General features: G+C 62.0%; 21 protein-coding genes. 13 read left to right on the top strand and 8 right to left on the bottom strand.

Features of this window, described 5'->3' with window-relative positions; all coding sequences use genetic code 11:
- The first annotated feature begins 22 nt into the window (after positions 1-22).
- The 6 genes from NKH98_RS04335 to apnL all read left to right on the top strand — a co-directional run bounded on the left by NKH98_RS04335 (position 23) and on the right by apnL (position 7271).
- A complete protein-coding gene (locus tag NKH98_RS04335; RefSeq protein ID WP_023675475.1) occupies positions 23-964 on the top strand; it encodes a D-ribose ABC transporter substrate-binding protein in 942 nt (313 codons plus the stop codon).
- A 111-nt stretch (positions 965-1075) separates the two neighbouring features.
- Complete coding sequence (locus NKH98_RS04330; protein WP_352896847.1) at positions 1076-1729, top strand: DUF2291 family protein; 654 nt, start codon at positions 1076-1078, stop codon at positions 1727-1729.
- Positions 1726-3270 (top strand): sugar ABC transporter ATP-binding protein, encoded by a 1545-nt coding sequence (locus NKH98_RS04325; protein ID WP_352800054.1) that lies wholly within the window; start codon positions 1726-1728, stop codon positions 3268-3270. The genes NKH98_RS04330 and NKH98_RS04325 overlap by 4 nt, the downstream gene beginning before the upstream one ends.
- Positions 3267-4331: an ABC transporter permease gene (locus NKH98_RS04320; protein ID WP_352877658.1), complete on the top strand. Its 1065-nt coding sequence runs from the start codon at positions 3267-3269 to the stop codon at positions 4329-4331. Before NKH98_RS04325 ends, NKH98_RS04320 begins: the two co-directional genes overlap by 4 nt.
- A 1-nt stretch (position 4332) precedes the next feature.
- Positions 4333-5367 (top strand): Gfo/Idh/MocA family protein, encoded by a 1035-nt coding sequence (locus NKH98_RS04315; protein WP_352896844.1) that lies wholly within the window; start codon positions 4333-4335, stop codon positions 5365-5367.
- On the top strand, positions 5364-7271 hold the full coding sequence (apnL, locus tag NKH98_RS04310) for a D-apionate lactonase (RefSeq protein WP_352896842.1): 1908 nt from the start codon (positions 5364-5366) through the stop codon (positions 7269-7271). The genes NKH98_RS04315 and apnL overlap by 4 nt, the downstream gene beginning before the upstream one ends.
- Positions 7272-7347: 76 nt before the next feature.
- On the opposite strand, the gene NKH98_RS04305 is transcribed toward apnL, so the two are convergent.
- A complete protein-coding gene (locus NKH98_RS04305) occupies positions 7348-8316 on the bottom strand; it encodes a GlxA family transcriptional regulator (protein ID WP_352506275.1) in 969 nt (322 codons plus the stop codon).
- A gap of 311 nt (positions 8317-8627) precedes the next feature.
- Entirely contained in the window at positions 8628-9341 is a 714-nt protein-coding gene (locus NKH98_RS04300; RefSeq protein ID WP_023720267.1) for a transcriptional regulator NanR, read from the bottom strand.
- 174 nt (positions 9342-9515) lie between these two features.
- Between NKH98_RS04300 and oiaX the strand changes: the two genes are divergently transcribed.
- Together oiaX and NKH98_RS04290 are read left to right on the top strand one after the other, a co-directional pair.
- Positions 9516-10778 carry a 3-oxo-isoapionate-4-phosphate decarboxylase OiaX gene (gene oiaX, locus NKH98_RS04295; RefSeq protein ID WP_352896840.1) on the top strand — a complete coding sequence of 421 codons (1263 nt, stop codon included), beginning with the start codon at positions 9516-9518 and terminating at the stop codon, positions 10776-10778.
- 4 nt (positions 10779-10782) lie between these two features.
- Complete coding sequence (locus NKH98_RS04290; protein ID WP_352896838.1) at positions 10783-12117, top strand: four-carbon acid sugar kinase family protein; 1335 nt, start codon at positions 10783-10785, stop codon at positions 12115-12117.
- A 112-nt stretch (positions 12118-12229) separates the two neighbouring features.
- On the opposite strand, the gene NKH98_RS04285 is transcribed toward NKH98_RS04290, so the two are convergent.
- Positions 12230-12733, bottom strand: coding sequence for a hypothetical protein (locus NKH98_RS04285; RefSeq protein ID WP_352896836.1), 504 nt, complete (start codon positions 12731-12733; stop codon positions 12230-12232).
- 280 nt (positions 12734-13013) lie between these two features.
- Here NKH98_RS04285 and NKH98_RS04280 point away from each other — a divergent pair, with 280 nt between their 5' ends.
- Genes NKH98_RS04280 through NKH98_RS04270 form a run of 3 tightly spaced genes read left to right on the top strand, consistent with a single transcriptional unit; the run spans position 13014 to position 16793 of the window.
- On the top strand, positions 13014-14531 hold the full coding sequence (locus NKH98_RS04280) for a S10 family peptidase (protein WP_352896834.1): 1518 nt from the start codon (positions 13014-13016) through the stop codon (positions 14529-14531).
- A 25-nt stretch (positions 14532-14556) separates the two neighbouring features.
- Entirely contained in the window at positions 14557-16122 is a 1566-nt protein-coding gene (locus NKH98_RS04275; RefSeq protein WP_352896832.1) for a sensor histidine kinase, read from the top strand.
- Positions 16119-16793, top strand: coding sequence for a response regulator (locus NKH98_RS04270; protein ID WP_352896831.1), 675 nt, complete (start codon positions 16119-16121; stop codon positions 16791-16793). The genes NKH98_RS04275 and NKH98_RS04270 overlap by 4 nt, the downstream gene beginning before the upstream one ends.
- 39 nt (positions 16794-16832) lie before the next feature.
- Here NKH98_RS04270 and NKH98_RS04265 read toward each other — a convergent pair whose 3' ends face one another.
- The gene (locus NKH98_RS04265) at positions 16833-17297 is read right to left on the bottom strand and encodes a hypothetical protein (protein WP_352896830.1); all 465 of its coding nucleotides are present in this window, start codon (positions 17295-17297) and stop codon (positions 16833-16835) included.
- A gap of 847 nt (positions 17298-18144) precedes the next feature.
- Positions 18145-18516, bottom strand: a complete 372-nt coding sequence (locus NKH98_RS04260) for a VOC family protein (protein WP_352506268.1) — start codon at positions 18514-18516, stop codon at positions 18145-18147.
- A 332-nt stretch (positions 18517-18848) separates the two neighbouring features.
- On the opposite strand from NKH98_RS04260, the gene NKH98_RS04255 reads away from it, so the two are divergent.
- Positions 18849-19133 carry a hypothetical protein gene (locus NKH98_RS04255; protein WP_352896829.1) on the top strand — a complete coding sequence of 95 codons (285 nt, stop codon included), beginning with the start codon at positions 18849-18851 and terminating at the stop codon, positions 19131-19133.
- A gap of 120 nt (positions 19134-19253) precedes the next feature.
- A complete protein-coding gene (locus NKH98_RS04250) occupies positions 19254-19694 on the top strand; it encodes a DUF2267 domain-containing protein (protein ID WP_352896828.1) in 441 nt (146 codons plus the stop codon).
- A gap of 139 nt (positions 19695-19833) precedes the next feature.
- Here NKH98_RS04250 and NKH98_RS04245 read toward each other — a convergent pair whose 3' ends face one another.
- Genes NKH98_RS04245 through NKH98_RS04235 form a run of 3 tightly spaced genes read right to left on the bottom strand, consistent with a single transcriptional unit; the run spans position 19834 to position 22455 of the window.
- Positions 19834-20646, bottom strand: coding sequence for an SDR family NAD(P)-dependent oxidoreductase (locus tag NKH98_RS04245; RefSeq protein WP_352506266.1), 813 nt, complete (start codon positions 20644-20646; stop codon positions 19834-19836).
- On the bottom strand, positions 20643-21644 hold the full coding sequence (locus tag NKH98_RS04240; protein WP_352896827.1) for a sugar phosphate isomerase/epimerase family protein: 1002 nt from the start codon (positions 21642-21644) through the stop codon (positions 20643-20645). Before NKH98_RS04240 ends, NKH98_RS04245 begins: the two co-directional genes overlap by 4 nt.
- A 37-nt stretch (positions 21645-21681) precedes the next feature.
- Positions 21682-22455 (bottom strand): SDR family NAD(P)-dependent oxidoreductase, encoded by a 774-nt coding sequence (locus tag NKH98_RS04235; RefSeq protein WP_352896825.1) that lies wholly within the window; start codon positions 22453-22455, stop codon positions 21682-21684.
- Position 22456: the final 1 nt, after the last annotated feature.

Genomic DNA, 22456 nt, shown 5'->3' with positions numbered 1-22456 from the left:
GGATTTTCAACGGGAGGAATACATGAAACTGACACGCAGAATGACGCTTGCGGCTTTCGCCGGCATGCTGGCGCTTGGCACCGCCGCACCCGCCTATGCGGCGGATTTGATCGCCATCATCACGCCCTCGCATGACAATCCGTTCTTCAAGGCGGAAGCTGTCGGCGCGGAGGCCAAGGCCAAGGAACTCGGCTACGAGGCGTTGGTGCTCGTCCATGACGATGACGCCAACAAGCAGTCCGAATTGATCGATACGGCGATCGGCCGCGGCGCCAAAGCGATCATCCTCGACAATGCCGGCGCCGACGCCACAGTCGCTGCGGTGCAGAAGGCCAAGGACGCAGGCGTTCCTTCCTTCCTGATCGATCGCGAGATCAATGCCACCGGCGTTGCCGTCGCGCAGATCGTCTCCAACAATTATCAGGGCGCCCAGCTCGGCGCGCAGGAATTCGTCAAGCTGATGGGCGAGAAGGGTAATTTCGTCGAGCTCGTCGGCAAGGAATCCGACACCAATGCCGGCATCCGCTCCAAGGGTTACCACGACGTCATCGACGACTATCCTGACCTGAAGATGGTGGCGCAGCAGTCGGCCAACTGGAGCCAGACCGAGGCCTATTCAAAGATGGAATCGATCCTCCAGGCCAATCCCGATATCAAGGGCGTGATCTCCGGCAACGACACCATGGCGATGGGCGCCTATGCGGCACTTGCCGCTGCCGGCCGCAAGGACGTGATCGTCGTCGGCTTCGACGGGTCGAACGACGTTCGCGACTCGATCACCTCCGGCGGCATCAAGGCGACGGTCCTGCAGCCAGCCTTCGCGCAGGCGCAGATGGCGGTCGAGCAGGCCAACGACTTCATCAAGAACAAGAAGTCTCCGGCCGAGGAAAAGCAATTGATGGATTGCGTCCTGGTCAATGGCGACAATGCCGCCAAGCTGGAGACGTTCGCGCTCACCAACTGAGCCGGCGTAACATCAAGCGCAAGGGACGAGCTCCGGTTCGTCCCTTGCTTCCTTTTCGCCCTTGCTTCCATTTCTCTGGGTGCTCCTGACCGCCATGCCGAACGAGCCGACATGTTCAACACGCTGACCCGGCCGATCCTTGTCGTGTCGTTCCTTGCAGCTATAGTCAGCCTGACCGCCTGCAAGATCCTGCCGACGCCGTCAGCGGAAAACGGCGGCACTGGCTCGGCCTTCAATCCCGACAAGATGGTCGAGGACATCTGGGCGGCGAAAGCGATACCTTATCTGCAGCAGAAGGCCGGCCCGTTTCCCGACGTTCATGCTTTGGCGAAGACCGATCCCGCCGCTGCCGGCGCCAAATACGGCAATCCGAAAAAGCAGGCGAATTCGCCGTGGACCTTCGCCGTCCGGCTCGAGGGCAAGGTCGTTGCAGCCAACACACAGTCACGCGCGGCGACAATGGACGTCGATGCCGACGGCGACGGCAAGGCGGATGCGCGGGTGCAGATCGGACCCGCCATGCGCGGTACAGCGCTGCGCGACAGCCTTGACTTCATTCAATTCAACGATTTCACCAACCAGATCGACTTCGCCCAGTTCGGCAAGGCCTTCAACGCCTACGCCGACAAGACCGTGCTTTCCAAGCTGCCGCGCGAGGCACTCGAGGGCCGAAGCGTCAAGATCCTCGGTGCCTATACGCCAGGCAGCGGCCGGGACCTGCCGGTGGTGACGCCGGCGGAGGCAGAGCTCGGGCCGAAGCCATGACCGGCGATCAAGACGTCATCCTGAAGCTGGAGGATGTCTCGAAAGTGTATTCGGGCACCGTCGCGGTCAAACGTGCGAATTTTGAGGTGCGCAAGGGTGCGGTCAACGTGCTGGTCGGCGAAAACGGGGCCGGCAAATCGACGCTGATGAAGATCATCGCCGGCGTCGAGCAGCCGACGCTCGGGCGCATTCTGCTGGACGGCGAGGAGGTCTCCTTCTCGTCATCCGGGGACGCGGTAAATCGCGGCATCGGCATGGTGTTCCAGGAGCTCAACCTGTTCGGCAATCTGACCGTCGCCGAAAATATTTTTGCCACCCGCGAGATCACCAACCGCTTCCGCAAAATCGACCGCAAAGAGCAGGAGCGCCGCGCGGCGGAATTTCTTGAACGCCTGGAGGCTGGCATCCGGCCGGACATGCTGGTCGAGGATCTGCGCATCGGCCAGCAGCAGCTGGTCGAGATCGCCAAGGCGGTTTCGCTCGATGCGCGCATCCTGATCATGGACGAGCCGACCTCGGCGCTCAGCGCGGCGGAAGTCGAGATCCTGTTCAAGGTGATTGCCGACCTCAAGGCGGGCGGCGTGGCAATCGTCTACATCTCGCATCGGCTCGAGGAATTGATCCGCATCGGCGACACCATCACGGTGCTGCGCGACGGGCGCATCACCGGCCAGGCGGAGATGAAAGACGTCGACACCCAGTGGATCGTGCGGCAGATGATCGGCTCGGACGCCAAGGACTTCGCCAAGGCCGACGGCCATGTGCCGGGCGAAGAGATATTCCGCGCCGAGGACATTTGCCTACCGCGCGTCACCGGCGGGCTTGCGGTCGACCACGTCTCGCTGTCGCTGCGCGCTGGCGAGATCCTTGGCATCTACGGCCTGATGGGCGCCGGACGCAGCGAGCTGTTCGATTGCATCATGGGCCGCCACGGCCATTCGACCGGCGCGATATTCATTGCCGGCAAAAAGGTGCACGAGCGCGACACGACACGGCGCATCCGGCGCGGGCTGGCGCTGATCCCCGAAGACCGCCAACGCGAAGGGCTGGTGTCGATCCTCTCCGTCGCCAGCAATCTGACTCTGGCCAGCCTGTCGCGGTTCGTGCGCCTGTTCCACATTCGTGGTGCCGCCGAACGACAGGCGGTGACCCAGACGGTGCGCGAACTGGCCATCAAGGTCGCCGATCCGACGCAGGAAGTCTCGTCGCTGTCGGGCGGCAACCAGCAGAAGGTGGTGATCGGCAAGGCGCTGCTCACCGGACCGAAGGTGCTGCTGATGGACGAGCCGAGCCGCGGCATCGACGTCGGCGCCAAGGCCGACGTTTTCCGCACCATGCGCAAGCTGTCGCGCGACGGTCTGGGGATCCTGTTTGCCACCTCCGATCTCGACGAAGTGATGGCGTTGTCCGACCGTATCGCAGTGATGAGCAATGGAAAATTGACCGGTATCTTCGATCGCGCGGAGGCGACTGAGGCCGCGCTCGTCGCTGCCTCGGCCCTCGGCCACGGCCCGGTCCCGCACGGAGAGCAAGGCGCATGACTGACATTCCAGCCAAGGCGGTGGTCAACTCCATTTCGAGCGGCTCGGTCCTGCTGACGCTGATGAAGGCGAGGACGTTCATCGCGCTGATCGCCGTGCTGTTATTCTTCTCGATAGCTGCCCCCAATTTCCTATCGGCCGCCAATCTTATCCTGATGTCGAAGCACGTGGCGTTGAACGCATTCCTCGCAATGGGCATGACCTTCGTCATCATCACCGGCGGCATCGACCTGTCGGTCGGCTCGATCGTCGGCCTGTGCGGCATGGTGGCCGGCTATCTCGTGCTGAACGGCATCGACCTGCAGGTCGGCTACACCATCTACTTCAACGTCTTCGAGATCGCGCTGATCACGCTTGCCGTCGGCATATTGATCGGCGCCGTCAACGGCTTGCTGATCACCAGGCTTAACGTTGCGCCGTTCATAGCCACGCTCGGCGTGCTCTATGTCGCACGCGGCCTGGCGCTGCTGTCGTCCGACGGGCGCACCTTCCCCAATCTCATCGGCAAGCCAGAGCTCGGCACCACCGGGTTCGGCTTCCTCGGCGCCGGCCGGCTGCTCGGCTTGCCGGTTTCGATATGGATCTTGGTCGTCGTGGCACTGGGGGCGGCCTATCTCGCCAGATACACCCCGCTCGGCCGCCATGTCTTCGCCGTTGGCGGCAATGAGCGGGCGGCGCGGATTTCGGGCGTCCGCGTCAACATGGTGAAGATGTTCGTCTACATGTTTTCCGGGTTCTGCGCGGCGATCGTCGGGCTGATCATCTCGTCCGAACTGATGGCCTCGCATCCGGCGACCGGAGAGAGCTTCGAACTCAACGCCATTGCCGCGGCAGTGCTCGGCGGCACCTCGATGTCGGGCGGACGCGGCACCATCGGCGGCACCATTGTCGGCGCCTTCGTAATCGGCATCCTTTCGGACGGGCTGGTGATGATGGGGGTGAGCTCGTTCTGGCAGATGGTAATCAAGGGCCTCGTCATCATCGTAGCCGTTGTCGTCGACCAGGCACAGCGCCGGCTGCAGAGCCGTGTCACGCTGATGCAGATGGCAAAGGCCGGCTGACATGGCGGAGCTGCTTGGCGCGCTGATCGGCTGCGGCTTCTTTGCCGTCAACCAGATGCATGCCTGGCGCGACATAGAGGGCGCTTCGATTGCCGCCATCTGCGACCGCGATCCGGACCGGTTGAGGGTCGTCGGCGACCAGTTCGGCATCACGCGGCGCTATACCGACGCGGCTGCGCTGTTTGCCGGCGAAAGGTTGGATTTCGTCGACATCGCTACCACCGCACCAAGCCACAGAACGCTCGTGGAGATGGCGGCGCAGTATGGCGTTCCGGTAATCTGCCAAAAGCCATTCGCGCCGTCGCTTGCCGACGCCAAGGCCATGGTGAAAGCCTGCGCCGACGCCGGCGTGCCGTTGATGGTGCATGAAAATTTTCGCTGGCAGTCGCCGATCCAGGCGGTGCGTGCGGTGCTCGACAGTGGCGAAATCGGCACCCCCTTCTTCGGACGGATCTCGTTTCGATCGGCTTATGACGTGTTTTCCGGCCAGCCCTATCTGGCGACCGGAAGGCGCTTCATTATAGAGGATCTCGGCATCCATATCCTCGACATCGCCCGCTTTCTGCTGGGCGACGTCTCGACGGTCACCGCGCGAACGGCGCGCGTCAATCCTGGGATAACCGGCGAGGACGTTGCGACGATGCTGATGGACCACACGGGCGGCGCCACTTCGGTGGTCGACTGTAGCTACGCCAGCAAGCTCGCGACAGAGCCGTTCCCCGAGACGCTGATCGAGATCGATGGCAAGGACGGCACGATCCGGCTGGCGCAGGGCTACCGCCTCACCGTCACCGGCAGGAGCGGGACGGTCGGTAGCGACGTCTCGCCGCCGCTGCTGGCCTGGGCATCGCGGCCGTGGCACAACATCCAGGAAAGCGTCGTCGCCATTCAAAAACATTGGGTCGATTGCCTGACCAACGGAACTGAGCCCGCGACCTCGGGCGCGGACAACCTCAAGACATTAGCGCTGGTCGAGGCAGCGTACGCCGGCGCCGCAAGCCGGGAGCCGGTGCAACTCGACGCCTTGCTGAAATGACAGCTGACGCCTTCCTCCTCTACGGCACACGTGCCGTTGAAGCCGAACCGGTCAGGCTGCAAGCCGGCGCGCTGACGGCGGACTTCGTCAACGGCAATCTGCGCGCCATTCGGCATGGCGGCACCGAAGTTCTGCGCGCTATCGCCTACATCGTCAGGGATCGCGACTGGGGCACCTACGAGCCGAGACTGGCCGATCTTGCCATCGAACAAAATGCCGAGGCTTTTTCCGTCAGCTATTCGGCAAATTGCCGGGCACCGGACGGCAGCCGGCTCGGCTTTCGTGCGACCATCAAGGGCTCTGCCGATGGCAAATTGGTCTTCGACGTGAGCTCTCTTCCCGAGAGCGATTTCGAAACCAATCGCTGTGGCTTCTGCATCCTGCATCCGATTGCCGGCTTGGCCGGCAGCCCGGTCGCGATCGAGCATACCGATGGCAGCGTGGTCGCGACCAGGCTTCCAGAGCTGATCGATCCCTGGCAGCCTTTCAAAGACCTGCGGGCGATCACCCATGAGGTCCGGCCGGGCGTCACCGCCGAATGCCGGATGGAAGGCGATGTGTTCGAGATGGAGGACCAGCGCAACTGGTCGGATGCCTCCTACAAGACCTATGTCCGGCCGCTCGCGCTGCCATGGCCATACGTGCTGCCTGCCGGCGAGACCTTCCGCCAGACCATCAGCTTGCGGATGGAGGGTGGCGGGAAAGCGCCGGCTGTCGCGGCAAGCGCCGAACCGATTCGTGTCACGCTCGGCCAAGCCGGACCGGCGCTGCCGGATATCGGCGTGATCATCTACCCGGATGAGGTCGAGGCGGCGCTGGGCAAGCTGTCGGTGCTGTCCGAGCTTGGCCCGCAGCAATTGATGTTCCACTATGACCCGACGCGCGGCCACGAGCTCGATGCCTTGCGATCCTACGCCCGGCTCGCCGCCGCCTATCCGGTCCGGACAACGCTCGAATGTGTCATTGCCGGCGACGGCGATCTCGACGCCGAGCTTTCAGGCGTCGCCGACAGGGTGCGGCAGGCCGGGCTCAAGCTTTCGGCCATTGCCGTTTCGCCCTCGGTCGACCGGCAGTCGACGCCACCGGGCAGCGCGTGGCCGCACTGCCCGCCGCTCGAGGACGTCTATGCCGCGACGCGGCGCGCCTTTCCCGACAGCCGCCTCGGCGGCGGCATGTTCAGCTATTTCACCGAACTCAATCGCAAGCGTGTGCCGGCCGATCCGCTCGATTTCGTCACGCATTGTACCTGCCCGATCGTGCACGCCGCCGACGATCTCAGCGTCATGCAATCGTTGGAGGCGCTGCCTTCCATCACAGCCTCGGTGAGGGCGATCTTCGGGGCAAAACCCTATCGGATCGGGCCGTCGACCATTGCCATGCGCCAGAACCCCTATGGCGGTGCGACCAAGGCCAATCCCGACAGTCAGCGCATTGCCATGGCCGACCGCGACCCTCGCCATACCGGGCTGTTCGGAGCCGCATGGACGATCGGCTATGCCGCACGTGTTGCGCCGGCCGAACTGGAAATGCTGACGCTCTGCAGCTTCACCGGACCATTTGGCGTGCTGGCCTCGTCGGGCGAACCTGTCGAAGACGGTACAGTCCGGCCGATTTTCCACGCGGTGAAAGGACTTTGCGATCTGGCCGGCCATGCGCATGTAGCGGCGACAACGACCGATGAGAGGCGGGTCCTGGCACTTGCCGGCCGCTCCCAGACAGGCAAGATCATCATCTGGCTGGCGAACCTTACCCCGGTCGACGTTCCGGTCGACGTTTGCGGGCTCGGCTCCGATCAGGGTCCTCTCAAGATTTGGGATGGACGACTGTCACGCCAGATTCCGCGCGATACGTCGGGCCGAGACCATCTTGTGATGACACCTTACGCAATCGTCCGGATCGGCTGAAGTCATTGCCGAGGCTCATGGGTAGCCGCACTTGCGTAGCGGTTGCGTGTAGCCGCAGCACTCCGCTGCCGAGTTGTCACCGGATTTGCTTTCGAAACTCGCCCGGTGCCATTCCAGTTGTCTTGGAAAAAAGACGGCTGAACGAGGCGACGTCCTGATAACCCACCCGATAGCAAATTTCTGAAACGCTCAGTTTCGTTTCCTCAAGCATGGACCTTGCCAACTCCAGCCGCCTTTCCTGGATCCATTTTCCCGGCGTTGTCTGGAGTTCGTCGAAAAACCTGCGAGAGAGGGTTCGCGAAGACATGCCCAATTCGGTTGCCAGAAATTTCAGATCGATTTCCGACATCTTGTCTTTCGAGAGCTCACGCAACTTGTCCTCGAATGGGCTGGCCCCGTTCGAAATTCCATCCAGGGAAAATTCGTAGGGACTCTGGAATGTACGCGGCGGCGGGAGAACCAGAAGTTTTCGAATGATCCGCTCTTCCTTCGAGAAGCCCAGATCGATCAGCAAAGCCCTGGCGAGTTCCAGTCCGGAAAACCCGCCTCCGCATGTGTAGAGGCGGTCCTGGCGAATGAGGAGCCGGGAAGCGTCCCATCGCACTTGCGGAAACCGGCGGCTTGCCTCGGCTCTCAGCCACCAGGATATCGTCGCGCGTTTACCGTCCAATAATCCCGAATTGGCGAGCAGATAACACGCGCCGCAATGTGCTGCGATGATTGCGTCCTGCTGCTGCGCGAGCGCGATCAGCGGTTTTGAATGTTCACTCTCCTCGTCGAGCGAGCGCAGAAGCTCCGGAATCTCGACACCCGGCATGGCAATGAGAATCAGGACATCCATTTTCCGGGATGGTTGAGCCTTTGTCGGGAAAGAAATTCCGGTGCTTGATGCCGACGGCGCGCTCCTTGAAACGAACTCACAGGAGAGAACCTGCGAACGGCAGACGTCATTCACAAGCTGAAACATTTCCACGAGCGTCGAGACGACGGCCGAATAGAAATTCGACGGCAGCCAGATCACAACGTGGAGGCTCCTGACAGCCATTGCGGTACTCCAGTGTCGTTCTCGTGGATGGCAAGCCTAGCATAGTCTTTGCAAGAATTGCCAATTCCAGAACAAGCGCGCGGGCTCCAGGAGGGCCTATGCGGGCTTGCTGATGAAGGCGGGGCCGCGGAAATCCATGGCTGCGAAGATGCAAATGCTGAAATCGTTGAATGAAAACACGCGGCAAATACATCGGATTCAGAGGGCAACAGAAAACTGCGTCGGTCCGGGCTCAGGCTGATCTGTGGTCAGTCAGTAGGCCGAGAGCAAGGTGCCGGCCGCTACGCCGGTCCGGACCTTGCTCTTGATTTTCAGCTGCCGGAGTTCATCACGTAAAGCGCACGCGAGCGTTCGAGGTGCTTGATCATCGCCTTCTCGGCGCCATCCGCATCCTTGGCTTCGATGCGTCCGATGATCTCTTCGTGCTCGGTCAGCGTGAACTTTTCCTTGCCGGTCCAGATCAGCATTTCGGTGTGGTATTCCTTTAGCCAGCCAAGCATTGCCTCGCTGACGGCGACATAGATCGGGTTGCCGGATATTGCCGAGATCTGGGTGTGGAATTTCATGTCGGCGGATATGAAGGCTTCCGAGTCGCCACGATGGCTGCGCTGCTCTGCAACCGTTGCGCGCAACCGCTGCACGTCCTCGGCGGTTGCCTTCTCCGCGGCCTCCCTGACCATGCCGCGCTCGAAGAAGATACGCGCGTTCTTGAGGTGCTCCAGCGTGTCCTTCGACGACGACAGGATGATCTTGGCGGCGCCGTCGACCTGTTTGATGATCGACTTGGCGGTCAGCTGCAGCACTTTCGCCCGTTCGCCATGCGAGATCGCGACGAGGCCCATATTGCTCAACGCCTGCATTGCCTCGCGGATCGCCGGCCTGCCGACCTCGAAGCGCTCCATCAATTCGCGCTCCGATGGCATGTCGTCACCCGGCAGCAATTCGCCGCTGGTGATCAGGCGCTTCAGTCTCAAGAATACTTCGTCGGAAAGCTTGCGCCGGACGATCGGCTCCGAACGGTTCATCGTCGCGAATCACTCCTTTGACCGGCCCCTATCTAACATTTTCGGCGCGAATTCCGGAACGCCTGCTGCCGGCTCGTCCCAACCGGATAGGGCTTGCAAAGCTTATGTACTCATTATACCAGATTTCAAGGGCCAAGGAACCTTTTTCGAACCACCCCGGCAGGCCGCGCGAATATGATTGTTCTCACCTATCGCATCGAAACGCCCGGCAATATCGAGGCGCTGGCGGCCAAGATCGCAAGCGACCAGTCGACCGGAACCTTCGTCGCGCTGGCCGGCGAGACCGAAGAGCTCAAGGCCAGGGTCGCGGCGCGAGTCCTGGCGATACGGCATCTGCCCGATGCGGATCGGCCGTCTCTTCCCGAAACCGGTCCCGAAGCGCGCAATGGCCCGGTCAACCGCGCCGACGTCGACATCGCGTTTCCGCTAGACGCCATCGGCACCGATTTGTCGGCGTTGATGACCATCGCCATCGGCGGCACCTTTTCGATCAAGGGCCTGTCCGGTATCCGGGTCGTCGACATGAGGCTACCCGAGGAGTACCGGGGCGCGCATCCGGGCCCGCAATTCGGCGTCACGGGCAGCCGCAGGCTGACCGGTGTCGCGGATCGTCCGATCATCGGGACCATCGTCAAGCCGGCGCTGGGCCTCCGCCCGCCCGAGACGGCCGCAATGGTGCAAGAGCTGATTGCCGCCGGCGTCGATTTCATCAAGGACGACGAGAAGCTGATGAGCCCGGCCTATTCACCGCTGTCGGAGCGGGTGAGGGCAATCATGCCGCTGATCCTCGACCACGAGCAGAAGGCCGGCAAGAAGGTCATGTATGCCTTCGGCATCTCACATGCCGATCCCGACGAGATGATGCGAAACCACGACCTGGTGGCAAAGGCCGGCGGCAATTGCGCCGTGGTCAACATCAATTCGATCGGTTTCGGCGGCATGGCTTACCTTCGAAAACGCTCCAGCCTTGTGCTCCATGCCCACCGCAATGGCTGGGACATTCTCACCCGCCATCCCGGCCTCGGCATGGATTTCAAGGTCTGGCAGCAGTTCTGGCGGTTGCTCGGCGTCGACCAGTTCCAGATCAACGGCATCGCCTCGAAATACTGGGAACCCGACTGGTCCTTCGTCGAATCCTTCAAGGCGGTGACCACGCCGATCTTTTCGCCGGCCGATTGCGCATTGCCGGTCGCCGGCTCCGGCCAGTGGGGCGGGCAGGCGCCTGAAACATTCCAGCGAACCGGCCGGACGGTCGATCTTCTCTATCTGTGCGGCGGCGGCATCGTCAGCCACCCGGACGGGCCGGGCGCCGGCGTGCGCGCCGTGCAGCAGGCCTGGCAGGCGGCGGTCCAGGACATTCCGTTGGCGGATTATGCCTTGAGCCATGTCGAGCTGGCGCGGTCGATCGAGAAGTTCGGCGGCGGCGAGGCGGCCTGACGCCATGCAAAACCTGCTTCTGAGTTACTATGGCGACGACCTGACCGGCTCGACCGACGTGATGGAGGCGCTCGAGCTCGGCGGCGTGCCGACCGTGCTGTTCATGCGCCAGCCGGACGAGGCGCTGCTTTCGCAGTTTGCGCATTGCCGCGCCGTCGGGCTGGCCGGCACCAGCCGCAGCGAGACGCCGCAGTGGATGGACACGCATCTGCGAGATGCCTTCGCCTGGCTGAAGACCCTTAACGCCGAGATCTGCCACTACAAGGTCTGCTCGACCTTCGATTCCAGCCCGGTGATCGGCAGCATCGGCCGGGCGATCGAGATCGGCCGCTCGGTTTTCCGGCAAGAGGGCGTGCCGCTGGTGGTCGGCGCGCCGCAGCTGAAGCGCTACACCGCGTTCGGTCATCTGTTCGCGGCCTATCGCGAAAAATATTTCCGCATCGACCGCCATCCCGTGATGAGCCGCCATCCGGTCACGCCGATGGACGAATCCGACCTGCTGATCCATCTGTCGCGCCAGACAGACCTCAGCTCGGGCCTGATCGACCTGGCGACGCTGCAGGCTGCGTCGCGGTCGGAAGCATTCGACCGGCTTGTGGAGGATGGCACAGGTATCGTGCTTGTCGATGTCGACAGCCTGGAAACCCAAGCGCTTGCCGGCAAGGAGATTTGGCGCGCTCGCAAGCCGGGCGGTTATTTCGTCGTCGGCTCTTCGGGCATCGAATATGCCTTGCTGGTCGAATGGGCATCGAGCCGAATCGTGGATGCCAAATCTGCCTTTTCGCCGCCGGGCGCTGCCGACAGGATCGCCGTGGTCTCGGGGAGCTGCTCGCCGACGACGGAACGACAGATCCGGCATGCCCTGGCCGAAGGCTTCGACGGGATCGAGCTCGACCCGGTCGAACTGGTTTCTGAGGCTTCGAACGACGCTATTGCGCGCGCGGTCGCAACCGGCCGCTCCAGCCTACGGGCCGGGCGGAGCGTCATCCTCTACACCGCGCTCGGACCTGCGGCCGAGCGCGGTGCTGAAATCGATCTCAGGGAGGGCGCCCGCCACAAGCTCGGCCGCGGCCTTGGCGAGCTTCTCCGCGAACTGACGCTTCAAGAGAACCTGCCGCGCGTGGTCATCGCCGGCGGCGACACGTCGAGCCATGCACTTGGCCAGATGGGCGTCGACGCGCTGACGGTGCGAATGCCGCTGCCGGCATCGCCGGGCTCGCCGCTTTGTGTGGCGCATTCGCGCGTAAAGGCGATCGACGGGCTGGAAATTGCCCTCAAGGGCGGCCAGGTCGGAACCGACCGCTATTTCTCCGCTATTCGCGATGGGGTCGGCGGTTGAGAGCGGGGAATATCTGTTCAAATCGGTGATGCTCGATCGAGATCGGGGATAGTCATTAGCAGGCAAACCACAACCCGAGACGTTTAGGTCGGCGGCAATGCCACTCATCCCGCTATCTGGTACGGCCCATCGCCTTGCCTGGACGATATTGACGGGCATAGGCGACACAGGCGTCGACCGTGCTGACACAGAGCGCATCGCGGTTGTTCGGCAGGTTGTTGTCGCCGGCATAGGCCACCTCCGCAACACGGCCGTCAACCATTCGAATTTGCGTGTTGCAATAGCCGCCGGGGGCGACGTTGACGGAACCTCCGAGCGCCGGGACCGGGCCAATGGCCACGGTCGGAACTACAATGTTGAGATTGCCGCGTTGAACGACGCGCTGATAGGTCCAGATCTGGCCCGATTTGCCGACATCGGCAGTGGCGGTCGGAAAGCCGGCGCACATTCGAACGTCCGCCTCGCTAAGGCCGACCATCTCCTTGCGGGCTGCCGCCGCCGTGGCGTCTTCCCTCGCGGTGCTCGACGTGTCGTCTGGCATGACGCAGGATGACAGGATGGCGGCGCTTGCCGATAGAAGGAGAAGGGCAAGCTTTCGGGTGTGGAAAGATGTCATACCAACTTCGGATTGCACGGGAGCCCCGAATGCCAACCTAGGAAGTGAGCCAATCGAGTCAACCGGCAGAAAATTCACGAAGTCGTTTGGTACGTCATTCCGCCGCGCGCATCCGCTGCAAGAGGTTGAGGCTGCCGCCGTGACCCTCGCGCCCTATCTTCCGCCTGGGCATCGGATTTCCCAAACCGATCCCTTCTTGTCAGACGTACTGGCGCACGGTGCTGTGACTTTGGTTCGGCCGACGGTGTGCTAGTTTCCAGCCAATTGCTCCGGAGACGTCATGCCTATCAAGCTGCAAGAAATCGCCCTCGCTCTTCTGCTGCTGGTTGCCGGAACTGGGGTCGGTCATGCGGAGACGGCCCAGCGGCCGCCGCCCACCGGCGGGGTTCTCTCGCTCCTGCCACCGCCGCAGACTTCCGATCATTCGATCGTCATTGCCGGACGCACGCTCGATTACGAGGCCAGGGCCGGCACGCTGTCATTGCCGTCCGGCAAAGGCGATATCACCGCCGAGATTTTCTATGTCGCCTATGCTCTGCACGCCGGGAAAGAAACGGGACCGGAACCGCGCCGCCCGATCACCTTCGTGTTCAATGGCGGTCCGGGAGCAGCTTCCGCCTATCTTCATTTGGGCGCGCTCGGTCCGCGGGTTCTGGCGACGGCGGCCGATGGAAGTTTCCTGCCGCCGCCGCAGAGGCTGTTCGACAACCCCGACACTTGGCTCGACATGACCGACCTGGTCTTTGTGGACCCTGTCGGAACCGGTTACAGCCGTGAAGCGCCCGGCACGGAAGCACACAGCTTCTGGGGCGTCAGCCAGGACGCCGCGTCGATAGGCGCGTTTATCCGGCTCTATCTGGCGCAGACCAGCCGTACGGCATCGCCTGTCTTCCTGGCTGGTGAAAGCTATGGCGGCTTTCGAGCAGCATTGCTCGCCAGGAAGCTTCAGGAAGACATCGGCATCAGCCCGAGCGGCGTCGTGCTGATTTCGCCGGCCCTCGAATTCACGCTGGTGCGCCCGGACGAGTTCCAGCCGCTCCACTGGGCGCTGGAACTGCCGTCGCTGGCGGCAGTGCGCCTGCACAGCGAAGGCGTTTCCGGCCCGGCCCTGCAGAAGCGGCTGGCGGAAGTCGAACGCTATGCGCTCGGCGATTATCTGGCCGCGCTGGCAGGTGGGCTGGAGCAGGGTGGACGCCTGGCGAGTCAGCGTGTCGCCGCAATCACCGGTCTGCCGCTCGATCTCGTCCAGCGGCACTTTGCACGCATTCCCATAGGGCTGTTCGCCAAGGAGTTTGCACGGGCAAAGGGCAATGTTCTCAGCACCTATGACGGCAACATCGCAACGGCGGACGTGGCGCCAGAGAGCCTGGGAGTCGAGGGTCCCGATCCGGTGCTCGACCGAAGCGTGCCGGCGCTCACCTCCGCTTTCGTCGGCTATGTGCGTGATGAATTGAACTTCCGTACGGATATCAGCTATCGGCTTCTCAACCGCGAAGTCAGCGGCAATTGGGATTATGGAACGAGCCCGACGCGTCAGGGCTATGCGGGTGTCATGGACGACCTTCAGCAGGCGCGCACGCTGAACCCCAGCCTCGGCGTGCTGATCGTCAACGGCTATAGCGACCTGGTGACGCCGTACATGGGCTCGCGCTACCTGCTTGGTCAAATTCCTTCGCTTGCCGGCGCAAAGCCCATTCGCAGCGAGGTGCTGGAAGGCGGGCACATGATGTATCTGAGGCCGGACGGGCGGGCGGCGCTGAAGCAGGCTGCGTCCGAGCTTTACCGAACGACCCAATGAGACGATTTGCGCAAAAAAGCGTCGGATGCGCTGTTCGCCCTCTCATCAGGCCCTAGTTCCATCGCGATTGATCGGTTACACACCTAGGATGGCGTCTTTTAGCGACGTTCGACAGCGGATTAGCCGGCTCTCCAGAATCGCGCCACTGGCGCGGCGTGCTGCCGAGCGGGCCATTCGGAATACCAGGCCACACAGGCTGACAAGCCTCGTCGACCGCTGGAATGCGCTGTCGCTGGCCACGCAGTTCCTGCTCGCGGGTGGTCTATTCTCCCTGTCGGCCATGGTGGTGGTGGGGATTTCAGTCACGAACCATATAGAAACCGTGGTCACGCAAAATTCGGCTTCCGCTACGGCTCTTTACGTGGACAGCGTTATTGCACCGCTGCTTCCGGATATGCGCAAGAGCGAAGTCCTCGACGAGAGCGTAGCCCATGCGCTCGATGAAACGCTGGGACAAGGGGCACTCGGCACAAGGCTCGAATCCTTCAAGCTCTGGCGTCGCGACGGAACCATCCTGTATTCGACCGACAAGACATTGATCGGCAAGCGCTTTGAACCCAGCGACAATCTCCGGGCGGCATTCGCCGGCCAAATGGTTTCGGAATTCGACAGGCTCGACGATCCGGACAGCGAGGCCGAAAGAGCCAGCGGCTTGCATCTCCTCGAGATCTACAATCCGGTGCTGCAGCCATGGTCGGGGGAAGTGGTGGCCGTTTCGGAATTCTACGAAGTCGCCACTGATTTTGAAAGAAACCTGCATCAGGCACTCATTCGAACCTGGCTGGACGTTGCCGCGGTCACAGCGGCCTTCTTTCTCGGGCTGTCGGCAATCGTGTTCCGTGGCAGCCGCACGATCAGTTCGCAGAGCCGCTCGTTGAAGCAGCGCATTGCCGAGCTTTCCGATCTGCTCGCTCAAAACAGATTTTTGAGGCTGCGGGTGCAGCGCGCTTCGCAGCGTGCCACCGCACTCAACGAACGCTATCTCAGGCGCATCGGCGCGGACTTGCACGATGGCCCCGCGCAACTGGTTGCTCTCGCGGCGCTGGGGATCGATAGCCCGGTCATTGCCGATCCTGCTACGCCGCAATCGAAGCGTGCGCAGGAATTGCGGGCCATCAAAGCACATCTGGACGATGCCATGCGCGAGATCAGGAGCATCAGCAAGGGCCTTGTCCTGCCGCATATCGAGCATGCCGAACTGGGTGAGATTCTCCAGCTTGCCGTACGGGCGCACGAAGAACGAACCGGCGTCAAAGTGAGACTATCGATGACCGGCGGCCATACCCCGTTGTCGCCGGCGGCCAGGATCTGCATCTTCCGCTTCGTCCAGGAGACGCTGAACAATGGATTCCGTCATGCCGGAGGTGAAGGTCAGTCGGTCGAGAAACATTTCGACGGCGAACGCGTTTGTATCGAAGTGTCCGACGCCGGCCCCGGCTTTGATCCACAAATCGTGCGTCCCGAGGGGCTGGGGCTCGTTGGGCTGCGCGAGCGGGTGGAAAGCCTAGGGGGCCAGTTTACCGTGACGTCCTCACAAAGTGGCACGATCGTGAAAATGGCTCTCAACATCGTTGAAATGGGGCAGGCATGACGACATCCATCAAGCTCGCCATCGTCGACGACCACCCGCTGTTCAGGGAAGGCGTTGTGCGCACGCTCGATCAGATCGGCGGGTTCGAGATCGTCGGCGAAGGAAGCAGCAGGGATGATGCCTTGCGGATAGTCGAAGACCGGCGGCCCGACATTTTGCTGATGGACATCTCGGTGCCTGGGGGTGGTCTTGGCGTGATCGAACCGGCCCTGGAACGGCATTCGGCACTGAAAATTGTGATGCTGACCGTTTCGGAAGAAAACCAGCATGTGATGGCCGCGTTGCAGAGCGGGGCGAGAGGCTATGTTCTGAAAGGGGTCGGGTCGAGGACGTTGGCTGCGATCCTGCGCACGGTAGCCTCGGGCGAACGATATGTCTGTCCACAATTGTCGGCGCGCCTGCTGGCCGATCTGTCGGCTCAATCAAAAGAGCCAGCGAAAGTTGACGGACTTGCCGAACTCACCAGCCGCGAAAGGGAGATCCTGACGCTGGTTGCCGCGGGACTGAGCAACAAACGGATCGGGCTTCGGCTGAACCTGCATGAGAAAACGATAAAGCACCACATGACGCGAATCCTGGCCAAGCTCAACGTCAGCAACAGGACCGAAGCCGCAATGACTTTACGCGATGCGACTGAGCGAGGGCATTCGCCTGTTCGCGATCATGCTTGAGCCGAAACAGCCGCACGGGGCGGCTGTGTGATCTGGCCGTCAGTTGATCATTTCAAGCAACCTGTCCCGATCGGAACGCGTCGCCAGGCGCCGAATGATGGTGCGGCCCTTGGCATCCCGCATTTCATATTGGCCGCTATCAACGCGCTCGCTGAGGCCGTTCGAATGCACAACGCCAATGCTCGCCCCACTCACCTCGACCCGGTCTCCCGTGGTTGCATTGATAAAGAGTTTTGGCATGTTGCCCGGGTTTACCGCAGGGGCGGGATCAGGGAGATTGTCGTCCTGCGACTTTGCTTTGCCCTTGCCGGCACCGGCGTTCGAGTTCGAATTGCCGGAGTTTCCACCCGGATTGCCGGAATTGCCGCCCCCATTCCCATTTCCGTTCCCGCCATTGCCGTTGCCGTTCCCGCCGTCTTTGGCCCAGGCAGCCAGCGGGCCGAGCGGCTGCGATAGTCCGTCGAACACGACGCGATAGGGGCTCACGACGAGAACGAAGGTCAAAACGACTACAGAAATGCCGACATGACGTCCTCGCGAAGATCCGGTCCTTCGTCTCCGGGTCGTCATCAATGAACTTGCCAGTCGCATGGCGGAAATCCCCTTAATCATACGGACCTTTCGTGCTGCCTCCTGTTCGAATTCGTGCGATGCTTAAAACAATGGTTTGTATCGGTAAGGTCAAGACCCACCAGTCCCACGAGGGTAACTGGTGGGTCTCGCTGGCGCAGGAAGGGACTATTTACTGCGCAAGTCTTTTGCCTTCGCTTCGTTGCGTCTCTCGGCGGGGGCGCCGAGTTCTCACCGTCAGCCAACAATAAATCCAATGGCTGCGATCCCGAAACACAGGCCAAATAACGGAAAAAGCAGCCAACGCGCCTGGTGAACGCTCGAATCCATAGCGGCCTCCTGTAACAGTCGGCATCGCAACGGGGCTCTTCTGAACTCGGTTCCTGAAACTCTCGCGTTTCGGGCTTTTGCGATAGCAGCCTCGGACCAAAGTTCGGCTGTGCAGGCCCTTGGTCGACAGGCCTACAGACTGAAGTCCCTATGCAAGGAGCCGCCTGCATTCGGCGACCTTTGTGTCCACCAGGCGGCGCGACCCACCGGTCCCTTCGAATGCTTTACCTTCCTGGCTCTATGGCGAAGCGACATTGGTCCACTGCATGTCATTGAAACGTCACCAGTAGAGACCCATATGCGGATTGCGTCGGATGTCTCCTCCCATTGCGTCCGGCGCGTTCCCCTCTGGAGGTTACAGACCTTCACGCTTGGCCGGGCTCAACAGTCCGGCCTTTTCTTTTGGTCATCGCTGTCTGGGTCGAGCATCGTTCTGCCGCAGCGCGCCGCCTCAGCTGCGAGGTGGAATTTGCTGGACAGACCAGGTGTTGCCGTCGGGATCCTCAAAGAAGACAAATCTGCCCCAGGGAAAATCCTTGATATCGCTGACCTCGATGCCTTGGGCGGCCAGATGCCGGTGCGCCTCATCGATGTCGGGCACAACCAGCTGCAGACCCCGTATGGATCCCGGGGTGCTGTCGACGATGCCTTTGCCCATGGCAATCGAACAGGCCGAACCGGGCGGCGTCAATTGCACGAAACGTATCTCGTCGCTTACCGTGTGATCATGATCGAGGTGAAAGCCGACCTTCCCAACATAAAAGGCGATGGCATTGTCGACGTCCGATACGGGGACCGGGACCAGTTCCAGCTTCCAATCCATGACAACCCTTTCGCAGCTTTCGCCAAGTGGTGCCGAACACCATGGGCGACATCCCGCCATCTTCCCAATGCCATTGTCGGCGCGGGCCGCTCAATCGGTCAAGAGATATCCAGGTCGGGCAACGTGAGGACCGGTCTCATTGTGGACGGCGTTCGGAACCGATGAGCGCAAGCTCAGTTAGGCGGAGGACAACCACCTTTCGGTTCAGCAAGAACGACTTCAATGACCGGAAGGCAGGGTGCCGCATACAACTGTGGGAAGGTTGAACGGGCGTGGTTGACGCGCGAAGGGGTGCTTGGAAGCGGCGCTCGCCGAAGCTGGCGAGATCCTCGGTGAAGCCGAAGCGCAATTATGCCGTGAACGCCTACGATTCGGCCTGCCTTCTCCTTGCCGCGATCAAAGACGTCAGTACTGTATCCAAGGGATATCCGAGCCGGTGCGACGTTCCAGCGGCGGCGCGCAATATCCGTTTCAAGGGAATCGCCTATCGCGAGCCCGTACGGTGGAATGAAAAAGGCGACAATCTGGCCGCGGTGACTGCACTCAACGTGGTGGAAAACGGCCACTTCCGACAGATCGCCGAAATCCGGCAGATGCAGAGCGTAGAGCAGACCTGATGCCGACAGGCCTCTCCGACCGAACCGGTTTCCGCCGCTTTGCCAGGCGATTTTCACATGACCACGAAACAATTATCTCCGGTCGCCGTTTCGCCCGCAGAATCTTTCGAGGAGGCGACGATGAGCGCAACCGGCTTGGACGTTTTTGACAAAACGCTGCAAATAACAAACATCTGGCTCGACGAGATCATGGTGGATCTCGGTCCGGATCGACACGTCGCCTGGCATACATTGGGCGCCGTTCTGCGAACCATTCGGGACAGGCTGCAGATCGGACTGGCGGCCAAATTGGGAGCGGAACTGCCGCTGCTCGTGCGGGGCGCCTACTATGATCGCTATCGGCCCGCCGACATGCCCGACAAGACACGCTCGCTCGAGGAGTTCCTGCAACACATCGCCGATGAATTGAAATCGACCCGTGCTGTCGATCCCGAGGATGCGGCACGCTCGGTGCTGCGTGTGCTTGCACGGCATATCGACCTTGGCCAGTCGGCAAAGGTGCGGGATGCGCTGCCAAAGGAAATCCAGGTCCTCTGGCCTGAAAGCGTGGGCGTCAAATAGCGGCGATCCTGCTCATGCGGACGCGCGACGGACCGAAGCTTCGAACGTAAGCGCGAGTGGGTCTGGTCGACCCCGGTGACACTATGTGCCGCGCTCGATGGCAAGGCTTAGCTGGGCAGCCGATGTGGGCTGTCGCGGCCTAACCTGGAAAGATCGTGAAACCGCCATCGACGCGGATTACCTGCCCGTTGATAAAGCGCGCGCGCGGACCGGCGAGGAAGGCCACCGCTTCGGCGATCTCTTCAGGCTCCGCATACCGGTTCAGCGATTTCTTGCTCGAGTCCATACGCTGCGGATCGACCACGCGGCTCGCCTGGAAGCGTGCGGTTTTGGTGGCGCCGGGGCTCACCGCATTGACGCGTACGCCATCGTCGATCAATTCCTTGGCGAGGCAGCGCGTATAATGGACGACAGCCGCCTTGAGCGTCGAGTAGACCACCTCGGGCGAGCATCCGATATGCGCTGCCGCCGAGGCGATGTTGATCACCGAGCCTGAGCCGCGCTTGACCATCGGCGGAACGAACGCCTGGCAGACCAGCATCGTGCCGATGAGATTGTTCTCGGTTAGAACCTTGATGTCTTCGTAGTCGATATCGAGTGCGTTGTTGGGATTGGGCTTTACGCCCTTGGCGCCGATGTCGCCGCCGGCGCAGTTGACCAGAATGTGCACGTCGCCGAGATCGGCCTCGATCTTCCTCTTCATTTCGGCGACAGCTTGTTTGTCGCCTATATTGCCGGTGACCGCGGTCACCCGCGTCCCATGCTTCTCCAAGCCCCGGGCAGAGTCGCCGAGATCCGCGAATTCGCCATATTGAGATGGCCGGGTCCAATCGAGGTCGTGGACCGCGACGTTTGCGCCAAGTCCGGCCAAGCGGTCGGCCATCACGCGGCCGAGGCCGCGTCCCGAGCCGGTTACGAAGGCGGTCAGGCCGCTGAGTTCTCGGGCAGTCATGCTGATTTCTCCATTGCAATGAAATCGAACTTCTTCATGTTGGCGGCGCTGCGCCGGATCATGTCGACCTCGTACGAAACGAGCGCGCCGTCATCGTCCCGTTCCCATGGCGTGCGGTAGTCGGCGTCGTCCGCAAGGCGGTTCACGCGCGCAGCACTCAGGCACGCGGCGAACGCCCGGGCAGTCTTCGGCGCATATCCGTTCCACCAGTCGTCGGTGAGCCAGCGAACGTGACGGGCCTCCAGCGCGCCTGGCTCAAGCACCGCCGTCAGCGTGTCGTGGTGCTCGCCAAGGATGGCTGCCAGTTCGGCGAATGGCACGGCGCCGTCGCCGATCGCGCAGCGGACCAGACGGTAGCCCTCATCCGTGAACTGAATGCGATAATCCTTGAGGTGAACATGGCGGACATGGGGCGCGATCCGGCGCGTGAAGGCAAGCGGCGCCTCGCCGACAGGAAAGGTGTTGCCGGTGTCGTAGGTGATGCCGACACCCGGCCTGCCGAGTTCGCAGAACGCAACCAGTTCGTCGCTGCCGAAGTCCTGATGGTTCTCGATGCCGAGCATCCAGCCCTCGGCCGCCGCACGCGGCCCCCATTCCGTCAAGGCAGCGCGAATCGTTGCGTTGAACTCACTCCATTTCGGTCCCCACGCATTGCGGTCGCCGCACAGGACAGGCGTCAGTGCGATACGGATCGTCGTCGCCTCGAGCAGGCGCGCAGCCCGAAAGGCGTTGTCCAGCGGACCTGCCACTAGAAGTCCGCCGCTCACCACCGGGACGATGCCCAGCGCGGCAAGACGCCTGCGCAGGGCGGCGATTTCGGCGTCAGTCAAGTCGGTCAACCAGGGTTCGTAGATCTCGAGCGTGCGTGCGCCTAGTTCCTGCGCCAGCGTAATGAAGCCTTCCAGCCCCACCCCGTCCGGATTGTGCCGCGGCGTGCCGCGGCCCTGCAGTCCGAGATGATAGGTCAGTCCGTAGGGGTTGAGGCCGAGACGAAGCATCAGCTTGGCGGTTCCAATGGAGAGCGGAGAAGCGTCACTAGCGCAGACCAGCATCGACGGTAATGGACTGTTTGGTGATCATGCGGCTGTCGTCGGCTGCCAGGAAGAGCACTGTGCGTGCAATCTCCTCGCCCAGCAGGACGCGGCGGATCAATTGCCGCTGCACCGTCTGGTCGACTGCCTCCTGCGTCTTGAACCACAGCTCGCGCTGCCGCTCTGTCATGACGGCGCCGGGTTCGATCGCATTGACGCGGATGTTATCCGGTCCGAACGAGCGCGCCAAAGCACGCGTCAGCGCCACCACAGCCCCCTTGGCGGTGGCATAGGCCACCATCTGGTCCGCTCCGAAACGCCAGGCAATGGAGGAAAAGTTTATGATCGACCCGAAGCCGAGTTCCTTCATATGCGGATGCACAGCCTGCGCGGCGAAGAAGTGATGCCTCAGATTGACGTCGAAACTGCGGTCCCAATAGTCAGCCGTTACCGCGTCGATGGGATGGCGTTGATCATTTGCGGCGTTGTTCACTAGGACGGCGACCGGACCAAGCCGCGCGCGCACGCCTTCTACCGCCGCCTTTAGCGCATCGACGTCGGTAACATCGCAATGGAGATATAAGGGAGCCTGCCCGGCGGCACCAGCGAGCTCGCGCACCAACGCCTCCGCTGGCTCGTCTTGCACATCGAGAAAGGCTACCCGGGCGCCATTCGAGGCGAAGGCACGGACCATGTCGGCGCCGATGCCGGAGGCGCCGCCGGAGATCAGCACGACCCGATCGGTCAAGCTCGGATAAGTCGCGAATTGTACGGACATC

Source organism: Mesorhizobium sp. M0833, from assembly GCF_040319905.1.
Classification (GTDB): Bacteria; Pseudomonadota; Alphaproteobacteria; order Rhizobiales; family Rhizobiaceae; genus Mesorhizobium.
This window is presented reverse-complemented; position numbering and strand designations above follow the sequence as displayed.